Annotated in this window: 16 protein-coding genes and 1 pseudogene; 15 read left to right on the plus strand and 2 right to left on the minus strand. The window is 35.2% G+C overall.

The features are described 5' to 3' along the window. Window positions 1-27: 27 nt before the first annotated feature. Both CZ225_RS07060 and CZ225_RS07065 read left to right on the plus strand, forming a co-directional pair. Entirely contained in the window at window positions 28-2,232 is a 2,205-nt protein-coding gene (locus CZ225_RS07060) for a S41 family peptidase (protein WP_077153533.1), read from the plus strand. Between the two features lie 5 nt (window positions 2,233-2,237). Next, window positions 2,238-4,031: an erythromycin esterase family protein gene (locus tag CZ225_RS07065; protein ID WP_077153534.1), complete on the plus strand. Its 1,794-nt coding sequence runs from the start codon at window positions 2,238-2,240 to the stop codon at window positions 4,029-4,031. Between the two features lie 146 nt (window positions 4,032-4,177). Here the strand turns inward: CZ225_RS07065 and CZ225_RS07070 are convergent, their stop codons facing one another. After that, window positions 4,178-5,470, minus strand: a complete 1,293-nt coding sequence (locus CZ225_RS07070; RefSeq protein WP_083714603.1) for a VapE domain-containing protein — start codon at window positions 5,468-5,470, stop codon at window positions 4,178-4,180. 341 nt (window positions 5,471-5,811) lie between these two features. Between CZ225_RS07070 and CZ225_RS07075 the strand changes: the two genes are divergently transcribed. From CZ225_RS07075 to CZ225_RS07115, 9 genes are all read left to right on the plus strand, one after another. Continuing rightward, window positions 5,812-6,432 carry an HU family DNA-binding protein gene (locus CZ225_RS07075; protein WP_077153535.1) on the plus strand — a complete coding sequence of 207 codons (621 nt, stop codon included), beginning with the start codon at window positions 5,812-5,814 and terminating at the stop codon, window positions 6,430-6,432. 110 nt (window positions 6,433-6,542) lie between these two features. Continuing rightward, window positions 6,543-7,151, plus strand: a complete 609-nt coding sequence (locus CZ225_RS07080; protein ID WP_077153536.1) for a tetratricopeptide repeat protein — start codon at window positions 6,543-6,545, stop codon at window positions 7,149-7,151. 839 nt (window positions 7,152-7,990) lie between these two features. Next, window positions 7,991-8,539 (plus strand): JAB-like toxin 1 domain-containing protein, encoded by a 549-nt coding sequence (locus tag CZ225_RS07085; RefSeq protein WP_077153537.1) that lies wholly within the window; start codon window positions 7,991-7,993, stop codon window positions 8,537-8,539. Window positions 8,540-8,792: 253 nt separating this feature from the next. Next, window positions 8,793-9,521: a DUF5030 domain-containing protein gene (locus CZ225_RS07090; RefSeq protein ID WP_159441759.1), complete on the plus strand. Its 729-nt coding sequence runs from the start codon at window positions 8,793-8,795 to the stop codon at window positions 9,519-9,521. A 233-nt stretch (window positions 9,522-9,754) separates the two neighbouring features. Next, on the plus strand, window positions 9,755-10,492 hold the full coding sequence (locus tag CZ225_RS07095; protein WP_077153539.1) for a hypothetical protein: 738 nt from the start codon (window positions 9,755-9,757) through the stop codon (window positions 10,490-10,492). Between the two features lie 59 nt (window positions 10,493-10,551). Further along, window positions 10,552-11,103, plus strand: a complete 552-nt coding sequence (locus CZ225_RS07100) for a hypothetical protein (protein ID WP_077153540.1) — start codon at window positions 10,552-10,554, stop codon at window positions 11,101-11,103. Beyond that, window positions 11,060-12,328 carry an erythromycin esterase family protein gene (locus CZ225_RS07105; RefSeq protein ID WP_077153541.1) on the plus strand — a complete coding sequence of 423 codons (1,269 nt, stop codon included), beginning with the start codon at window positions 11,060-11,062 and terminating at the stop codon, window positions 12,326-12,328. Before CZ225_RS07100 ends, CZ225_RS07105 begins: the two co-directional genes overlap by 44 nt. Before the next feature lie 4 nt (window positions 12,329-12,332). Next, window positions 12,333-12,509 (plus strand): glycosyltransferase family 32 protein, encoded by a 177-nt coding sequence (locus CZ225_RS24265; RefSeq protein WP_234983013.1) that lies wholly within the window; start codon window positions 12,333-12,335, stop codon window positions 12,507-12,509. A gap of 9 nt (window positions 12,510-12,518) precedes the next feature. Then, window positions 12,519-13,052, plus strand: a complete 534-nt coding sequence (locus CZ225_RS07115) for a glycosyltransferase (RefSeq protein ID WP_262483222.1) — start codon at window positions 12,519-12,521, stop codon at window positions 13,050-13,052. A gap of 49 nt (window positions 13,053-13,101) precedes the next feature. Here the strand turns inward: CZ225_RS07115 and CZ225_RS07120 are convergent, their stop codons facing one another. After that, a complete protein-coding gene (locus CZ225_RS07120) occupies window positions 13,102-14,313 on the minus strand; it encodes a transposase (protein ID WP_077152843.1) in 1,212 nt (403 codons plus the stop codon). 122 nt (window positions 14,314-14,435) lie between these two features. On the opposite strand from CZ225_RS07120, the gene CZ225_RS07125 reads away from it, so the two are divergent. From CZ225_RS07125 to CZ225_RS07135, 4 genes and pseudogenes are all read left to right on the plus strand, one after another. Further along, complete coding sequence (locus tag CZ225_RS07125; protein WP_077153544.1) at window positions 14,436-15,323, plus strand: glycoside hydrolase family protein; 888 nt, start codon at window positions 14,436-14,438, stop codon at window positions 15,321-15,323. After that, window positions 15,310-15,558, plus strand: a complete 249-nt coding sequence (locus CZ225_RS24275) for an NAD(P)-binding protein (RefSeq protein ID WP_077153545.1) — start codon at window positions 15,310-15,312, stop codon at window positions 15,556-15,558. Before CZ225_RS07125 ends, CZ225_RS24275 begins: the two co-directional genes overlap by 14 nt. Continuing rightward, window positions 15,548-15,665 (plus strand): annotated as a pseudogene (locus tag CZ225_RS24280) (transposase); the annotation flags it as partial. The gene CZ225_RS24275 and the pseudogene CZ225_RS24280, both read left to right, overlap by 11 nt. Before the next feature lie 461 nt (window positions 15,666-16,126). Beyond that, on the plus strand, window positions 16,127-16,882 hold the full coding sequence (locus CZ225_RS07135) for a hypothetical protein (protein ID WP_129585763.1): 756 nt from the start codon (window positions 16,127-16,129) through the stop codon (window positions 16,880-16,882). Window positions 16,883-16,953: the final 71 nt, after the last annotated feature.

The following is a 16,953-nucleotide window of genomic DNA, read 5'->3' on the forward strand; positions in this document are numbered from 1 at the left end:
TGTACAGAGATATTTAATACATCTATTATGAAAAACAAACTACTTTATTTATTATCGTTTTTAGTCATCACTTTTGCTGCACATGGACAAACACAACAGGGCAAAAAAGGATTCCTATCTTTTGATGGCGTACAGGTTCATGCACTTTCCGATCCTGGCTTGCAGAGGTTCAAAATGGCATGGGCCAGTGATGATTCGGAAACACAAGTTGATTCGCAAACCTTATATGGCAATCAGCCTTCCTTGTTCATCCGGTCGTCACAGGGAAAAGGTGCCAAGGTGCAGTTTCATTTTTCAAATCGGGATATCGTGGGGAAGACAGTTGTTTTTAGCGGTAAATATAAATGCGCCCAAGCACGTAATGCCAAGGTCCGTTTTGCAATCGGACTCGATACTTTCTTAAATACCTTCGAAAATGAGAGTACTGAAGTAGAGTGCAATGGAGACCAGGATTGGCAAAGTTTTTCGGTGGAAATGCCACTAACACGTACATCGTTCTTTTTTTTCCGCTTGATGACATCAGGCGATATGAAACTCTGGCTTAGCGACTGTCAGGTGTTGATAGACGGACAATCGCTTGACATATTGGTGGACCCTTCTGCCGAAGTGGACAAGGATACGGAATTTATGCGTGACTCTCGCGTGGCTCTTACCGAACCTATACAGCAAGTAATGGAGAATCTGGTTGTATTAGGTAAGGTGTGGGGATTTCTTAAATATTATCATCCTCAGGTAGTGATTGGAAAGTATAATTGGGACTTTGAGCTATTCAGGGTATTGCCTGAGATTGCACGTGCCCAGAATAAAGAGGAGCGCAATCGTGCGTTGAGTAAATGGATAGACAAGTATGGAGAGATTACAGAAACCGAAGATTATACAGTGAAAGATTCTACCCAATATCATAGGTTTGCTTATTTACAGTGGTTGGAAGACCCCATGCTTTTTGATACAGACCTGTCGGAGAAACTGGTAAAGATAAAGAATGCCAAACGAAATGGCGTACTTAATTACTATCTTCCTCCTTTGGCTGGGAAAGAGGAAGTGGAGTTCCGCAGAGAGAAAGTTTATCCGGGGATAAGTTGGAAAGATCAGGGATTTCGTCTTCTCACACTTTACCGGTTATGGAATGCTGTCGAATATGGTTTCCCATACGTCAATCTTACAGATCACCCTTGGTCTACGCTTTTGGAAAAATATCTTCCGGAATTTTATAATCCGGTTTCCGGAAGTGAATTGTATCTCTCTATACAAAAATTGTTGGCAGAGATCAATGATTCGCATGGAACGTATGAACTTCCGGTCAAAGGTTCCAGAATGCGTGGGCTTCCTTTGGGGATAACATTAACTGCGGATGGTAACTATGCAGTAGAATCTACCCATTTGAAGGAAATAGATAGGGGAGCCGTTATTAAAGCTGTAAACGACAAGTCTGTTCAAGAGCTTATCGAAGAATTCCGTTCAATCATAGCTTCTTCGAATGAAAACACCTTAAAAAGAGACGTGGCTCGTAGAATGTTTTTAACGAAAGAAGAGGAAGAAACTGTTACTGTAAAAGAGGGGAAAAGGACTTCTAAAAGGAAAGTGCATACTCAAGTTTATACCATGCCCGAAGTAGTGGGACGGAAAATGCCTGAGGAGTATGATTTAGAATCGAAAGATATTCTTTATATCAATGTTGCGCAAATAAGTGCGGACAGATTGAATGAACTAATGTCCGGCCGTATAAATTCAAAAGGACTTATACTGGATATGCGGCAATATCCGCAACTATATACCAAGGATATCCTTGAGAAATATCTGTATCCTAAGCCTGTTCCCTATATGTGGTTCTCTATGAATTCAAAAAAATATCCGGGCAATTACTTTCTGGATATAAAGGGAAATGTCGGTCCGAAAGAGAATCCGGATTATTTTAAAGGAAAGATTGCTATTTTAGTCAATGAAGGGACGCAGAGTTTCGGAGAATTATCTTCCATTGCTTATCGGGCAGCTCCACGCAGTGCAGTTATCGGGACTCAGACAGCCGGAGCAAATGGACATATCGGTTACTTTTTTCTTCCTTACGGAATAAAAATCAATTATACCATGGCCGGTGCTTTCTATCCCAATTGGGGAATGAATCAACGGGTAGGAGTGAAAATTGATATTCCTGTGGTGCAGACGGTGGAAGATGTGAAATATGGAGAAGATGCGTGGATTAAAAAGGCGATAGAGTATATAGAAGGAGAATAGTAGTTATGAATAAGAGCTTGTTTATTATATTTTCCTCTATGGTGGAACTTTTGTTTTCTTGCGCTCCTCAATCGATTTCTAAGAATTATACAGATGTATATAATTTACATTTTTCAGTGGAGCCAGATTCTACAATTGTTTATCCTTGGATGGAAAATGCGGGCTATTTAGGTTATAATTGCATTCCTTATAATTTTCGTTTATATTCAAGAAAGAATATAAAGGAACTTGGACCTTTGGTGACTGAATTTGAACAGCGAATCATTCTCCCTGTACATAAAGAAAATGAAGGTAGATTACTTTTTGAGAGTAGGGGTGAAAATCTCAGAGAAGTTTCAATATTATTGGATGGACTAGATAGTGAGGAAAAGTGTATTTTTTCTGATACATTAAAATTTGTACCGGATAGTGTCTTAAGTATAGTCTCAAAGGTAATACCTCTGCATGGCATTGATATGTTAAATATTCGAATTCATGCAGAAGGAAATGAGAAAGAAGAAGCATATATCGTATTATCCCAATTGGACATAAAGATAGGAAACAAAGATATCAACGAGTACCCATTAAGAGAATTGCCCAGTCTATCTTTAAATAAAAATATTAAGATTATCCCCTTTCAACCTGATACAAAAGAGATCTGTGAAAGAATAGATGAATTTAAAGACAAAAGAATTTTAGCTTTAGGTGAATCAATACATGGAAATAGTTCTATTCGTCATCTTGTATATAAACTGATGATAGAGAATGTGAAGAATCAAAGTTGTAAGTTGCTTATCTGGGAAATGCCAATGGAAATGTCATTTGTATACAACAGATACGTGACAGATCAAAGTTTTACTCTTGACTCAGTTGAGACTTCGATTATTGACAGCCAGAGAATGGAATTTATGAATGAATTGAAGCAATATAATTCGATTAAAAAAGGAAAAGATAAAGTTCAATTATTAGGTATGGATTATAGCTCAACTTGGAATCCAAAGCAGAATACGGCAATTTATATTTTTGATTTTTTGACTCATCTGAATCGCAAACAGAAGATACTTGCGGTTGATTATTTGTCCGTTTTGTTGATGGAAAAAGATTGGAATAAAGCGATTGAATATATTAATGAGCATAAGGATGAAATTCAAAGACTGCTGACGGCTGATGAATTAGAATGTATATTGCATATTCTAACTCTTTCTCGTGACATGGGAATGGATAGATCCAAACGGTTCATCGGTCGTGATTCGGTTATGTTTGTCAATACGAAGTTTTTGTTAGATCATTTTTCTGCTTCTTCAAACAGAAAAGCCGTTGTCTATAGCCATGCTGTACATATTAATCCGATTTCAACTTATCCTGTAGTGCATTGCACTCCTTTAGGCAAATATTTGAAGGAACAATATTCGGATGATTATTGGCCTGTACTTTTGTTAATTGGTCAAGGGAGTGCCACTTTGTCTGATGGAATGCTTACTAATGTAGAAAGAAAATTACAGAATCCTCCTGCCGGAAGTATAGAATCTCTTTTGAATCAGGTAGAAAGTAATGTTTCTTATATTCCGATGATATCTCATTTTAATCATATGTCGTTATCAAGGATGAAAGGCAACAGACATACTTCCCAAGAGTTTTATCCATATAATTTGTATCAACGTTATAAAGGCATTTTCTTTATTAAGAATCCGTTTGTAGAGAATCGTGATAAAGATAGTATAATTTTATCTAATGCTATAAAGCATTTTCTACAGAGAGAGCGACAAAGACCCAAAATATTAGAAGACTTAAAGAGACGGGTAATAGTAGATAAATTATGAATTCCATAGATTTTGTATACTTTCAATTAAATGAGAGCAATAAAAACCTATGGAATTCATACTAATATCAATATGAAATCAGTTTTGGTTCATGTCATATTTTCCTGTAACTTCTTCTCTCATAGAGAAATAAAATGAAGCAACCATTATGACTGAAGATTCATCACATAATATCGATTTCCATGCATTGAATGTTTGGCAAAGAATCCCATTGCGGGAAGGCGTAAAGATAGGGATCTGACAGACGTATCTTTTAGAGCGGAAGAATTGAATCGATGTAATATATTGTAAATTTCCGATGCGGTAAGCCAGATCCCCTTTTCTGTTTCCAAAGGTCGTCGGAAACAGTTATAAAACACATCTTCTAATGGTGACTGACGGTAATAGGCTTTATTGTGTTGTTGTAGCAGTTGCTCTTCTTCATGGTTTAGAAAATCAGGCTTACCCGCTTTCAGTTCTGCTTTTAGTTGGGCGTATATCTGTTTGTGTTCCAGCGGTTCTTCCGAGATAGCGTGCAACACCTCCACACAAAGGAAACGGCGGCTTCCTGTAGGATCGGTTAGTATCTGGTAGCAGTTAGTTGTAGCTATAAATGAAGCTAGTCTGTTCTCATTTACCCATCCCAATCGTTTGCCACGGAAAATAGGAATATTGACCATTTGGAGCAAATTTTTTAGGTTTGCTTGTTGGCTCTCTCTGATTTTATCGAATTCATCCAGATTAATCAATCCATTTTTAACAAGTTTCCTTTCGGGGAAAGTGCTGGTAGCCAGATTTAAATTATCAAGATAGTAATGTCGGAGTGAGTCCGGTAGTAAAGATCTACAAAAAGTACTTTTGTTCAACCCCTGTTTACTGCTGATTAAAATAGGAGTCAGTGTATTGGCGTGAGTCCGCTCTACGCCGGTCCATTGTGAGGCCATGGCACGTAACCAATAGCGTCCGCATTTTTGCCATAACTCATTGTCCGATACCCTTAGTAATAAAGGAGTCACTCGGTCTATTCCATCCCATAGCGGAAGCTCTTTCATGTAAAGATGAAAAGGATTATAAGCTTCAACTTTACTGGATAATACTAAAGTTGGAATGTCGTTTCTCCAACAAGGGATACCTTCCAGCCGGGCATCTACAATCATTCCGTTCATTTCCCTTTCACTAATGGGTCGAAAGCAATCTGTTGTGTTTTTCAATTGGAATTCGGTGGCTCCTGTCAGAGTGTTATAGCGGAATGTAAAGTGTTCTAACAGATATTTCCGCAATTGAACGGTCATAGCCTGACTTCTATTCCTTTTTGAAGTCCCGTCGGAACTTTCTTGCTTCTCTGTATTTACCTTTTTCTCCGGCTTTTCAGATACATTTGTTTCATTGTCAGCCTGTTGTTTTGTGCGTACAAGTAATTGTTTCAGCGTCTCTAACATTTTTTGAATCATTGTTTTCATTTTTGTTCTATTTTATAGTGAATACTTCGAGAATGTGAGACGCAAATATATAATTCGAAAAAGCGGATTTGCAACTATATAGATAAATGATTTTCATAAAAGTGAGTTATCTGAAATTATTCGATAAAGTATTGTTTTTAACTAAATAAATTAGTAATTTTGGTGTGTCATATTAATTGTAGCACAAATTGTGCGATGGCTGTTTCGCATTTTGTGCAACAACTGTTGTATGATATATGAGTTAGCTGTTGCACATAATGTGAGTCAGTCAATAGATTGGCATAAAATAAATAAAACTACCGCGTAAATTAGCTAACAGTTGCGCACAATGCAATTAGTATATGAGTGCACTTTATGATTTCTTTCTGACTCCGCAACCTAAAGATTCCAATAAAAAAAGATATCATGCCCGTTTGGTGGTACGTGATACGATGACCCTCGAAGATATTGCAGGAATTATAGAATCAAGAAGCAGCTTGAGAAAAGGTGATGTCATCGGGTCTTTTATAGAGTTTGCCAATGTTTTCAAAGATGAACTGTCCAATGGGAACAGTATCCATATTGAAGGTGTCGGTTCATTTCGTATTAAGGCGGAATCTCCGGAGGTTCGTTCGCCAAAAGAAATGCGTGCGGAGCATATTCGCTGTGCAGGAGTTGTTTTTACTCCGGAGAAAGAGCTCCTTCGGAAGTTGAAAGCAACTACCTTTGAGAAAGTCCGTGAAACACGTCGTTCACAAGAATTGAGTGATATTGAGATTGATGGAAAATTGGCGGAATTCTTTAAAGATCATGATTATATCACTACGCGTCAGCTCTGTGCGTTGTGTGGACTACGAAAGGCTACTGCTCTGCGTCGGCTACAGAAGCGGGTAGAAGAAGGAAGAATGACACATCCCGGATATCTTCGTTCTCCTTTTTATTTCCCTGTTCCAGGATGGTTTGGAGTGTCACGAAATAGATGACGCAATGCAACTGTTTGGATAATAGTGAAATATGAGAAAATATGACGATGAAGGGAAGTGATTTTTATTTGCTAATTTTATATTTCAATCATTTAAAACTATAAAAAGATATGAAAACAATTATCTGCTTACTTTTATGTTTATTCACTAGCTGTGCAAATGTTCAGAAACCTTCATTAGCTGTGCAAAAGAATAATCAGGCAATAGAAATAGCCACGCGCAATTTTACTAATACGGATTCTTTAAATAAGGTAATCAACCTTTTGGATGAGGCGATCGCTAATGATCCTTCATATAAATTAGCATATGCAAATAAAACTATTTACTTAATGCGTTTAGGTGAGAAGGAAGAAGCATTAGCAACGATTATGCGAATGGAGAAATTATGTGTGCAAGACCCTTATTATCTTATGGGGAAAGGAATGCTCTTAGAAGTGAATGATAACAAACAATTGGCATCGGAAAACTATAAACAGACTGTATCTTTATTCGAAAAACGCTTAAATGAAAAGCCTGTTGAACCTGATTTAATGAATTATTTATTAGTACTTTATCTGAGAGATGATAAAATGTATTCTTTGGACGAGGTCGAGCAGAAATATCCTAATGTTTTTAAACCTGAAACAAGGCAATATATAACAGGGATGATGGGCAATTGGGGTAAACAGAGCAGAGAGAAATTGATTAATGAGATGATCGGTGGGTGGTCAATGAGATAATATAGATTCTTAGAATGTTGATTGGTGACGGAATTGGAAGATTAGAAGAATAAATCTTCCAATTCCGTTTGTTTTGCAAAATCATAGAGAGTTGTTTTTCGTAACATGCAGAAGCTATTCCAAGCATTCATGATGGCGTTGTAATATCTTTGCATTGCATTATATTGTTCTTGTAAGTCGGGTTAATTTGTAGACATTGTGTTTTAATTGTATAAAATATAAAAATATTTTAGGTGTTTGTAACCATCAAGAATAGTGAAAACCTCACTCTAAGGCATTGTTGTAGGTATATTGTGATTAGCTTTGTCATTAGATATCAGTTTTTCTTTGATTGTGATGTTAAATAATTTAAAATTTACCAGTAAATATTTTTTATGTTAAAGGCTGATAGCATAGTGCAAAAGATTGTAAATTTTGAAATTGATTAATTTATAGGGGAATATATAACTAAATAATATATAACTGAGCTTCTAAAGAAAGGGTTTTATCCGATTTTAATCAGGATTATAATAAATAAATTATTTTAAATTTTACTTATTGAATCGTTTGTTCTATATTTGCGTATTATGGAAATAGTTATAGAATATGTTATATAGGAGTAATATATTGAGAGTGTGTTTGATTTTTATTAGTTTTCTTAGTTTATTTCCGATCTATTTATTTGTTCTTACTAAGAAGAATAGATAGTAGGTAATTCTGACGAATTAAAATAGAAAAGTATCTTGGAAAACTATATAGAGAAATATTTGCAATAATTAAAACAAATTTTAAAAGTCCATTTTTTGATGATAAAAACTTTTATTAATATCAATATTTATGTAAATTAATAATTTTAAATTATGAAAAGAATTACAAGACTTAATTTAGATCAGTTGGAAAATGAAATGAAACTGATACCTGTTGATGAAACGTCTGCTATTGTTGGTGGTAGATGGATTTTATTAGGTCCAGATGGCAAAGGTTATTTTGATAATCCAGATGCTTATTTTGGACAAACGGTTATATCAATTGAAAGCTCTTTTGGACGACAAGATATGACGCTTACATCAGATGATATAGATATTGTTCCTTTGGGTAAAGATGAAAATAATCCATATGATGGAGGTTTTGCTATAGTAGGAAATGGAGCTGACAAAAGCCTTTTCGAATTTTTAGTATATTATACAGATGTTGAGTGGGGTGCTACAGTAAATAGCTCTACAAATGATTGGATTCTTCATACAAGTAATAAAAGTGATGAAGTGGTTCAATTGAATTATATTCCTGGGTATGATACTATATATCATAGTCATAATTATAGTTCTAATCCGAGTGGAGCAGATATGGAATGGGCATATCGATATACTTATCATGCTATTTATTATAATGGAGAATATGTGCCATACTAACGATATATTAAGGAGTATTGAAAGAATGAAAAAAAAAAATTTATTTTTTTTACTTTTGATTAAGGGCATTGGATTTGTTTATAGTCAGTCGTTAAATCAACAACGAACACTTACCCCTTCTGAAATGATTGACCTATTTAAGACGAAATCAGAAGTTATAAATTTCACCCCTGACCTTGAAGGGTTCAATGTAGTATTTGAATCAGAGACAAGATATCCCCATGTTTTGTCTTCGTCTTACCCATTACTTCCTATGGCAGAATTTGATAGATGTTATGGAGAATGGGTTAATGATGGAGATTCATTGTATCTGAGGAGAATTAGAGGTTACAATGCTTTGGAATATGAAAAAGCTTTAATTCAGAAATATGGTAAAGGAGTAACAGGAATGAAAGGAATACCTGCTACATGGTTCACTGGAGAAATAATAGATTATCAATCTCCTGTAGTTTTTTTAGGAGATACACTTACTGCCTGGAGAACGCGAATAGAGGTAAATAAAGGAAAAATATTATCCCGTAAGAGGATTAGCTATCAGAAAGGACCTGGAACTCTTATACGTTTGGGAAACGAACAAGTGCTTGCAGAGCAAACTGGTCCCATAAAACGTGCTATTTATAGTATGGATGGTATCTGGTCGGATATTTATTATTATAGTGCTGTTGGATTCACCAGATTTATGAATGTGGAATATACAGTTAATGTTCCTGCACATATTTCTCAGAAAGAGGAATTCTCAATTCTGCTTGCTAATGATACAGAGGGTAAGCCGCTTCTATATCTATTGTCTCCGTCAAATCCTAATAAAAATATCTGTCTTCTTTTCGATCTACTGAAAGAGGCTTCCGAAAATCTGCCTTTGTGGAGTATAGATCCATTAGAGACTATTCATGGAACTCTTATCCCAGGTGCTTTTTTTCGAGTTTCATATGTAAATCAGAGGTGGGAGTTTACAAATTATCTGAATATACCTTATGATTAATATGGCATCTAGTTATCATTGCAAATTCATGATGTAGAAAAAATGTTTGAAAAGAGATATTTCACAGAATGGATGATCGGGAAAAATCAGTAGATGATTGTTTCTAGTGGTGGAGATCACGTTGTTCGTGCGCAAGATTATGATGAAAGAGGCAACGAAATATTGGATGTCAAATATTGGGATAATAGACAAATCATGATTGATTATATTACCCGGTTTTAAACAAAGAAGAGATGAGACATTATGTGGGTGCTAATTTTATCCCCTACGATGAAAATGAATGGCTTCTTCCCAATCCGCATGTAGCAGATATAGAAATGGTTATGGATAACAGTTCTGCCATTACTAATAACGAAGAAACCGAGGAAATAACAAATGATCTATGGGCACCGGATATGGACATGGGGCTTTTCTCTACAGGGGGATATGGATATAACAACAGCTATGGTGAATATGGCTGGGATATGGACGGAGGAGAACTGGATGAAGTAGTCATTTATGGGAACTACTATGGGAATGATCATTATACAGAAGAAGAATATTGGGATATGGTTTATAATGGTACATGGGAGGGAGGATATGTAGATGGATGGGAATATACATTTCCTGATATTTATATATTCCCAGGTGATGGAGACTATTATACATTTCCGGACTATATAAGAAGCGAATCAATGGATAATCTTGAGTACTTAATGGAGAGTGCTTTAGATAAAATAATTGATACAATTAAATATACAGGAGCACTTTCTGATTATTGGGATTATATGGAGAATGCAATGGATCGTATGCATAGAGATATACAAGCAACATTATTACAAATGGGATATGATAGTTCTGCTTTATTTTATATTGATAATGAAGTGATTAAAAGTGGAAATTCATATCGAATAAAGTTCAATGTATATGATGCTAAGAAAGGAAATTGGATATTATCAAGGGAGATTACTGTATTCGGAAATATCTATTAAATAAATTTTCAATAGTATAAATATCATATTCATTAATCAATTTGTTTATTAATAAAATCATGAAGGTAGCCATTTCTATTCTGCTTCTTTTAAGTAGCTTGTATACTTGTTTTGCTCAGCAACAAAATATAACAAAACAAGTTTCTGACATTTTTAGTTTTACTCCGGAAGGAGAATGGAAAAAGGGAAAACATGCTGCTTTTTTTATGATGATTGACAGTACACAAACCTATAAGAATAAACACCCAGTTCAATGTAAACAATGTTGTATAGGGGGAGTGTACTTTATGCTGCAAGGAACAATATACAACCGGTTACCTCTTCCTGTGATTAATGAAGACAGCATAGAAGTATCATTAACCTGTAAAAGTCAGGAATTGAAACGCGGTTTTCTAGCAATAAACGGTATCGATGAAAAAGAAGAGGTACTCTATTCGGATACTTTATTTTTCAACAATTGTAAAGAATGGAAAACATTCCGGAAAAACGTATCATTATGCGGAGTAGTTCTACTGGGACTTACTATCGGAATCAGAGGAAATGACACCATTTTTACAGCAAAGAAGAATGAACGTCGTAAAAAAAAGTATACAGAATCTGTGGCTGGATAGAATAGAAATGAAAGTAAACGGCAAAAATATAACAGACTACACTACATATCCCTTCTTCGCAGAACCTCCTTTACATAAAGAAGATATTATGATGTGGAGCGATTCATTGCCGCATTCACTAAGAGATAAGGATATAGTGGCTTTTGGAGAAACAGTTCATGGAAGTGAAAACATTAATTGCACAATAATCCGGTTGTTTATGAACGAAATAAAATATGGAGGGCGCAAACTGATTCTACTCGAATTGCCCTTATCCAAAATGTTATACGTTAATCGGTTTGTACAAGGAGACAGTGCTTTTCAGATTGATAAAATCAGTTCTATAATTGAGTTTTCTTTATTTTCTGACGCTTGGATAGACTTCTTCCGTTGGCTCAAAGAATATAATTCAACGACAAAAGAAAAAGTATGGATATTGGGAACAGATTTCGATGTTAGTGCATATTTGGAAACAGAATTGGACTTATGTGAATATCTTCTTACAATTAACCGCTCCTTACAAAATTCACAACTTAGGAAATTTGCTCAATTGATATTAAAATCAAAAGAAATCCATCAGGAATCTATAGCATTCTTTCAATCACAAAACTATTTTGAGAAAGAGCTCGGAAAGCAGGAGGCACAGCTCATACAGACATGTTTACAGTTGATTGAAAAAGTGAAATACGAACAGCTTTCACGCGATAGTCTTATGTTTGAACAAATACAAGTCATGATGGAATTGTTCTCATCCCATCGTCCTGTAAAATCAATGATCTATAGTCATTTAATGCATGTAAAATACACCTCTAACAATGCCGATCAGTCTATTATTTCCAGTCCATTTGGTGCTTTGTGCAAACAACATTACAGTGACCGTTTTTTTACTGTCGGTATTTTTACAGATAGGGGAAAAACCTTGAACTATCATTATTTAAAAAAAATGGAGTATTGCCTTTTGAATCAGTCAAAGCCTGGTTCTTTAGAGTATTGGTTGAATCAAGTTCCTTTAGATAGTTTCTATGTTCCCCACTCACTCCTGCCCACAAAATTATTATTCAGTCGTTCTGTAGGAATAGCTCCTAATGAAATGACAGAGTGGATAAATCCTTCATATCAAATGGACGGAATATTATTTATCAAAGAAAGCATTCCTCTGCAAAAAAAATCATTAAATGTAAGCAAAGATAACAACACTTTTATATCTCGATATAAGAAATGTTGGGATGAGTTAAAAAATGAATAATATAATGATGAAATATCTAATACCTAAAATTCTTCATCAAATCTGGTCAGATAAAGAGAAGCCTTTACCAGCAGAGTTTGCAAAAATGGCAGAAACATGGAAATATGATTATCCTGAGTGGAAATACATCTATTGGAATGAGCAACGGATGAATGATTTCATTTTGGAATATTTTCCTTAATATTGGAATATTTACAATGGTTTCCCGCTAAACATACAAAGATGGGATGCTATCAGGTATTTAATTCTCTATCAAATGGGAGGAATGTATGTTGATTTTGATTTTGAATCGCTACATCCTATGGATGAGTTACTTTGCGATAAGATATGCTGTATTTCTAGAGAACCGGTCTCCCACAGTAAAATTTTCAAAAATAGTTTTATCATCAATAATTCATTGATGGCAGCGATTCCCAAACATGTATACATGGAAAAAATTATTCATCACGTTTTTTCGAAAGAGAACCTACGATACGCTCACTCGATTGCCCATCTCAAAGATAGTGTGTTTAACATAACAGGACAGTGGGTGTTAGGAAGAATATACAATAGTTTACCGGAGGAAGAACGAAAAACAGTTTATTTGATACCACCTACGTATATTAATCCTTTCGATCTTTCCCTTGCCACTATTGCCAAGAAGGGCTGTTGGGACAGATGTCTCGAACAAAGTATAAGAGAGGCCTATGCCATACATTATTATTTTGGGACTTGGGCAAAATAAAAAATATATGGATATAAATACAATAGTTCGTTAAACATTTAATTAACATTTACGCAGCAATTGCTGCAAATTTCACTCCCTCTTCCCATAGTCTTCGATTTATTTCCTCGTTAGGATTAATCCCTAACACGGAAATAAATCGTTGCATAAGAAAAAGATTGTGGCACAGCACCTTTACAGATGCCATTGATAGAACAGTTCCCTTCTCCAAGGCTTTCACTTTTGCCAGATTTACACTGGTCAATGAAGCGTTAAAGTGGAAATGCAGTTTGTCCAAGTCGCGACTTTGGCAGTCGGTCAGCCCTGTGAATTGCTTGCTATCCCGGTAGCAAAATTCAATTTGAAAACGAGTCCTGTAATAATCCAGTATATCCATCGCTTTCATCTGCGTGTCCGTAGAGAAATATAACTTACGCACCTTCTTGTCATCACTTTCCCAAATACACAATCGAATATTTCTCCCTAAGGAACGGGAGTGGACGATTGCTGAAAGTATTCGTCCCTCTCCCTTTTCCAACTGAATAATTTCAAAACGTTCCTCTTCCAAGTGTTTCATATCAATTTTACCATCATACAATTTAGGTCGGCCCTTTTTACCCGTAGGTTGTTCCATCGTCAGATACCGGAAATAAGCGTCATCCCGAAAACGACTGATGACATGGAATCCTATATCCAGGGCACCATCCACAAAAGTGGATTTAGAGAAATAAGCATCGGCAACTACATACTTGGTCAGCTGCTGAAGAGTTCCCTTACGGGTACGAAGTACATGCAAATACCAATCTATCAATGTCCATTTAGCTTGTTCCAAGGTTTTCACAGGCGGCGTTTGAACGGCCTCCAAATGGAAGCAGGTATGAAGATCCATATCAATAATACCTATACCGGAGATTTCAAGACCATGCTTAGCCATTTTTGCACAACCGGACCAAAAACGGCCCAGATAGGGAGTGCATTTCCCTGACTTGCTGATATAACTCGGATCGAAAGCGATAGCAACACGGCTACTTATCTGAGATTCAGCCAAAGTCGCATTGAAGCAGAGCCAGTCAAACTTGCGACCAAACTGCTGACGATAGCGTTGTTCGCAAAAGCGACCATAACGACCCAGTTGAAGGAAATTAATCCTACCGGGGATAATCAGATATAAAAGTAGTACTTCAAGCATAAATTTCTCACGCCATTTGTTTATCTTTGCAGCTGACTGACTCAGCAAATTATTTATTATCTCAAGATATTGGTCAAGTTCGTTCAGATTCATTTTTTTCAGGATGTAGGAACCCTTAATATAATGAATTGGTAGGACTTGACCTACTTTTTAGTTGTTAATTCAAAACTTAACGAACTATTGTAAATAAACAGCTACAGTTAATAGCGAATAGAATGGATATTTATCTGAAAAAAACAGAGAATATCGGACTGATGGAAGGGAAAATGGGAGTAGCATTGTTCTACTATGAGTATGCGAGATATACTGGTAACACAGTATATAATGAACAGGCTGATAATTTACTGGATGAAGTATTTGACCAAATTGGGAAAATCCAGATAAATGATATTGAACAAGGGCTTTCTGGAATAGGCTGGGGAATTAATTATCTTAGTGTTCAAGGCTTCGTAGAAATAGCTAATGATGCTTTAATCGATATAGAATCCAAGATTTTTTCTGGGAGTTCGGTGGGTTTTGGTTCTGATTTCTCCATGCTTTCACCAGCGGTTTACCTGTTATCTAAACCACAAAATAAAAGGATACTGACTATTTACAACAATCAAGTGAAGGATTTGTTAAATACATGTCGGTATTATTGCCTGAATATTTATGATTATAAACGGAAACCTTTGGATTTGCTAAATTCTATGTTGTATTTTCTCCTTAATTTAAAAGAGGAGAAAATTTATATGGTAGAAACCGAAAAATTAATTTGGAAAATCTTAATTGAGCTGTTGGATTGTGTGAAATTTGAGGATGAAGAACATGGAGATATTGTGATTCTTTTAAATTTATTGAATAAAATAGGTTCATCTCCTTTAAAGGAAAAAGTGGTAGAGATGGTGGGATTTTCGTTTAATAAAAATCGGAAATGGTCGATAGAAAGTTATAAAAAAGTGCTATGGCAACAAATCCTTTTTTCACAGGGAGGTTGTCATGTGGTTGTCGATATAGACATTAATGGATTATTATATCAAATTACAGATATGCCTGAAAAACGACAGGAAATAAGTATTCCTTTAGGATTGTATTTAATGAATAAAGGAAATGAAACACTATGATTACCTAATTGTCGATGCAGGAGTGTTCGGGGTAATAGTTGCCTATCGATTGGTAGTCAAAGGAATATCCTGTATTATTATTGACAAACGTAATTATGTTAGCGGCAATGTGTATACGGAAAAGATAAATGATATTATTGTACACAAATACGGTGCACATATATTTCATACTAATATTAAAAAGGCATGGGAATATATGAACTCGTTTGCTCATGCCATACTTTACATGGAGTAATAACTGGGTTAACCTGACCGTTTTCTTCTAATTTCCATTTAAAGATTAGAAAAATAATTTATACCACAAACCTAATTGAGAACCTGAACGGGAAGGTCAGAAAGTACATCTATCGTTCATCTACCAATATGATTTTATTCCCGAACAAAGTTTATTTAATTATCTCATTAACAGATGAATTGTCTTGCAGCTATAACTGTTGGCTGTGTAACTATTACTGCAACAAGAAAGCTATTCCTATCCATAACAATATGACGTTTGATGCCTTTTATTTTTTTATTGTCGTCAACTCCATTCAGAGACTGGGTATTACCTCATTTAATGCTTTGGCTATCTATTTTACCAACACTGGGCTCCAGTTTTGATTACAAATCATATTTTCGCTTTCTTATTTGCAGGTTCAACATTTTTGTTATATATTGCCACTCGGTTTCCATTGAATCTGTTTGATACATCCTTATTATTTGTTTGGTCGCTTCAGATAAAGCATTTATTGTGCAGGGACAGAAACTTTTTTAATTTTTTATTTAAACCATTTTAAAACAGGATTTAAACAAATTGAATAGATATGAAACGATCATATAATTTTAAACATAGCAGGATCATATGGAAGATTGTGCTGTTACTGATTATGTATTGCAACTGTGTTGTAGCAGAGGTCTCTGCTCAATATAGCATAGAGAATTCATTTTCAGATTATTCTAAGTATATATCTGAGGTTATGGATATTAGTTGGAAACGGTCAAAGACTTTTGTTTGGGAAAGGTCAACGGTTATTTTATCTCAAGGAAAAAGGGGACGAGGTATGGGGGCTGTTTATAGTGGGATGATGCAGTCAAAAGATGGAAATTGTCTTATATTGTATCCCAACATGAATTTTATGTTGGTTGACAATAAAGAGGTCCCGTGGAAATGGACGGGTGATCCTGTTTTACCTCGAAATCAAATGTTGGATGATCTGCATTGTGCTTTAAAACCAGGGATGGATTCAGATACTATATCGATAGTTTGGGAAAAGTATGTCACTACGTATATAGGAAAAGATACTCCTTTTAATGCAGATACTGTATTTGTATCTCAGATTCCGTTAGAAAATCTTTATCAAGGAAAGTATATGTATTGTACAGGAATTTATGCTTGTAAACGGGGAAGACCGTCTATGATATTTAAATGCTTTTTTACGGAAGAAGGAAAAATGAATGAAGAAAAGTACCTTTCTAAATTTTATAAAACAGTAAAGTATCGTCGAAATGATAATTGGTCTTATGATAATGAAAAAGCTCAGATGTTACAATATGAACTATATTTAAAGTCTGTGAGATAGTTATGAACAATATAATTTTATTTTTATTGTCAATATAGAAGGTTGTGTCGTGGGATATAATTTAAATGTAT

The organism is Bacteroides bouchesdurhonensis, from assembly GCF_900155865.1.
Classification (GTDB): domain Bacteria; phylum Bacteroidota; class Bacteroidia; order Bacteroidales; family Bacteroidaceae; genus Bacteroides; species Bacteroides bouchesdurhonensis.

Bases quoted from the DNA above. Each gene is read 5' to 3' on its own strand.
- CZ225_RS07060 (WP_077153533.1), top strand. From the start codon at position 28: ATGAAAAACAAACTACTTTATTTATTATCGTTTTTAGTCATCACTTTT.
- CZ225_RS07065 (WP_077153534.1), top strand. From the start codon at position 2,238: ATGAATAAGAGCTTGTTTATTATATTTTCCTCTATGGTGGAACTTTTG.
- CZ225_RS07070 (WP_083714603.1), bottom strand. From the start codon at position 5,470: ATGAAAACAATGATTCAAAAAATGTTAGAGACGCTGAAACAATTACTT.
- CZ225_RS07075 (WP_077153535.1), top strand. From the start codon at position 5,812: ATGAGTGCACTTTATGATTTCTTTCTGACTCCGCAACCTAAAGATTCC.
- CZ225_RS07080 (WP_077153536.1), top strand. From the start codon at position 6,543: ATGAAAACAATTATCTGCTTACTTTTATGTTTATTCACTAGCTGTGCA.
- CZ225_RS07085 (WP_077153537.1), top strand. From the start codon at position 7,991: ATGAAAAGAATTACAAGACTTAATTTAGATCAGTTGGAAAATGAAATG.
- CZ225_RS07090 (WP_159441759.1), top strand. From the start codon at position 8,793: ATGGCAGAATTTGATAGATGTTATGGAGAATGGGTTAATGATGGAGAT.
- CZ225_RS07095 (WP_077153539.1), top strand. From the start codon at position 9,755: ATGAGACATTATGTGGGTGCTAATTTTATCCCCTACGATGAAAATGAA.
- CZ225_RS07100 (WP_077153540.1), top strand. From the start codon at position 10,552: ATGAAGGTAGCCATTTCTATTCTGCTTCTTTTAAGTAGCTTGTATACT.
- CZ225_RS07105 (WP_077153541.1), top strand. From the start codon at position 11,060: ATGAACGTCGTAAAAAAAAGTATACAGAATCTGTGGCTGGATAGAATA.
- CZ225_RS24265 (WP_234983013.1), top strand. From the start codon at position 12,333: ATGATGAAATATCTAATACCTAAAATTCTTCATCAAATCTGGTCAGAT.
- CZ225_RS07120 (WP_077152843.1), bottom strand. From the start codon at position 14,313: ATGAATCTGAACGAACTTGACCAATATCTTGAGATAATAAATAATTTG.
- CZ225_RS07125 (WP_077153544.1), top strand. From the start codon at position 14,436: ATGGATATTTATCTGAAAAAAACAGAGAATATCGGACTGATGGAAGGG.
- CZ225_RS24275 (WP_077153545.1), top strand. From the start codon at position 15,310: ATGAAACACTATGATTACCTAATTGTCGATGCAGGAGTGTTCGGGGTA.
- CZ225_RS07135 (WP_129585763.1), top strand. From the start codon at position 16,127: ATGAAACGATCATATAATTTTAAACATAGCAGGATCATATGGAAGATT.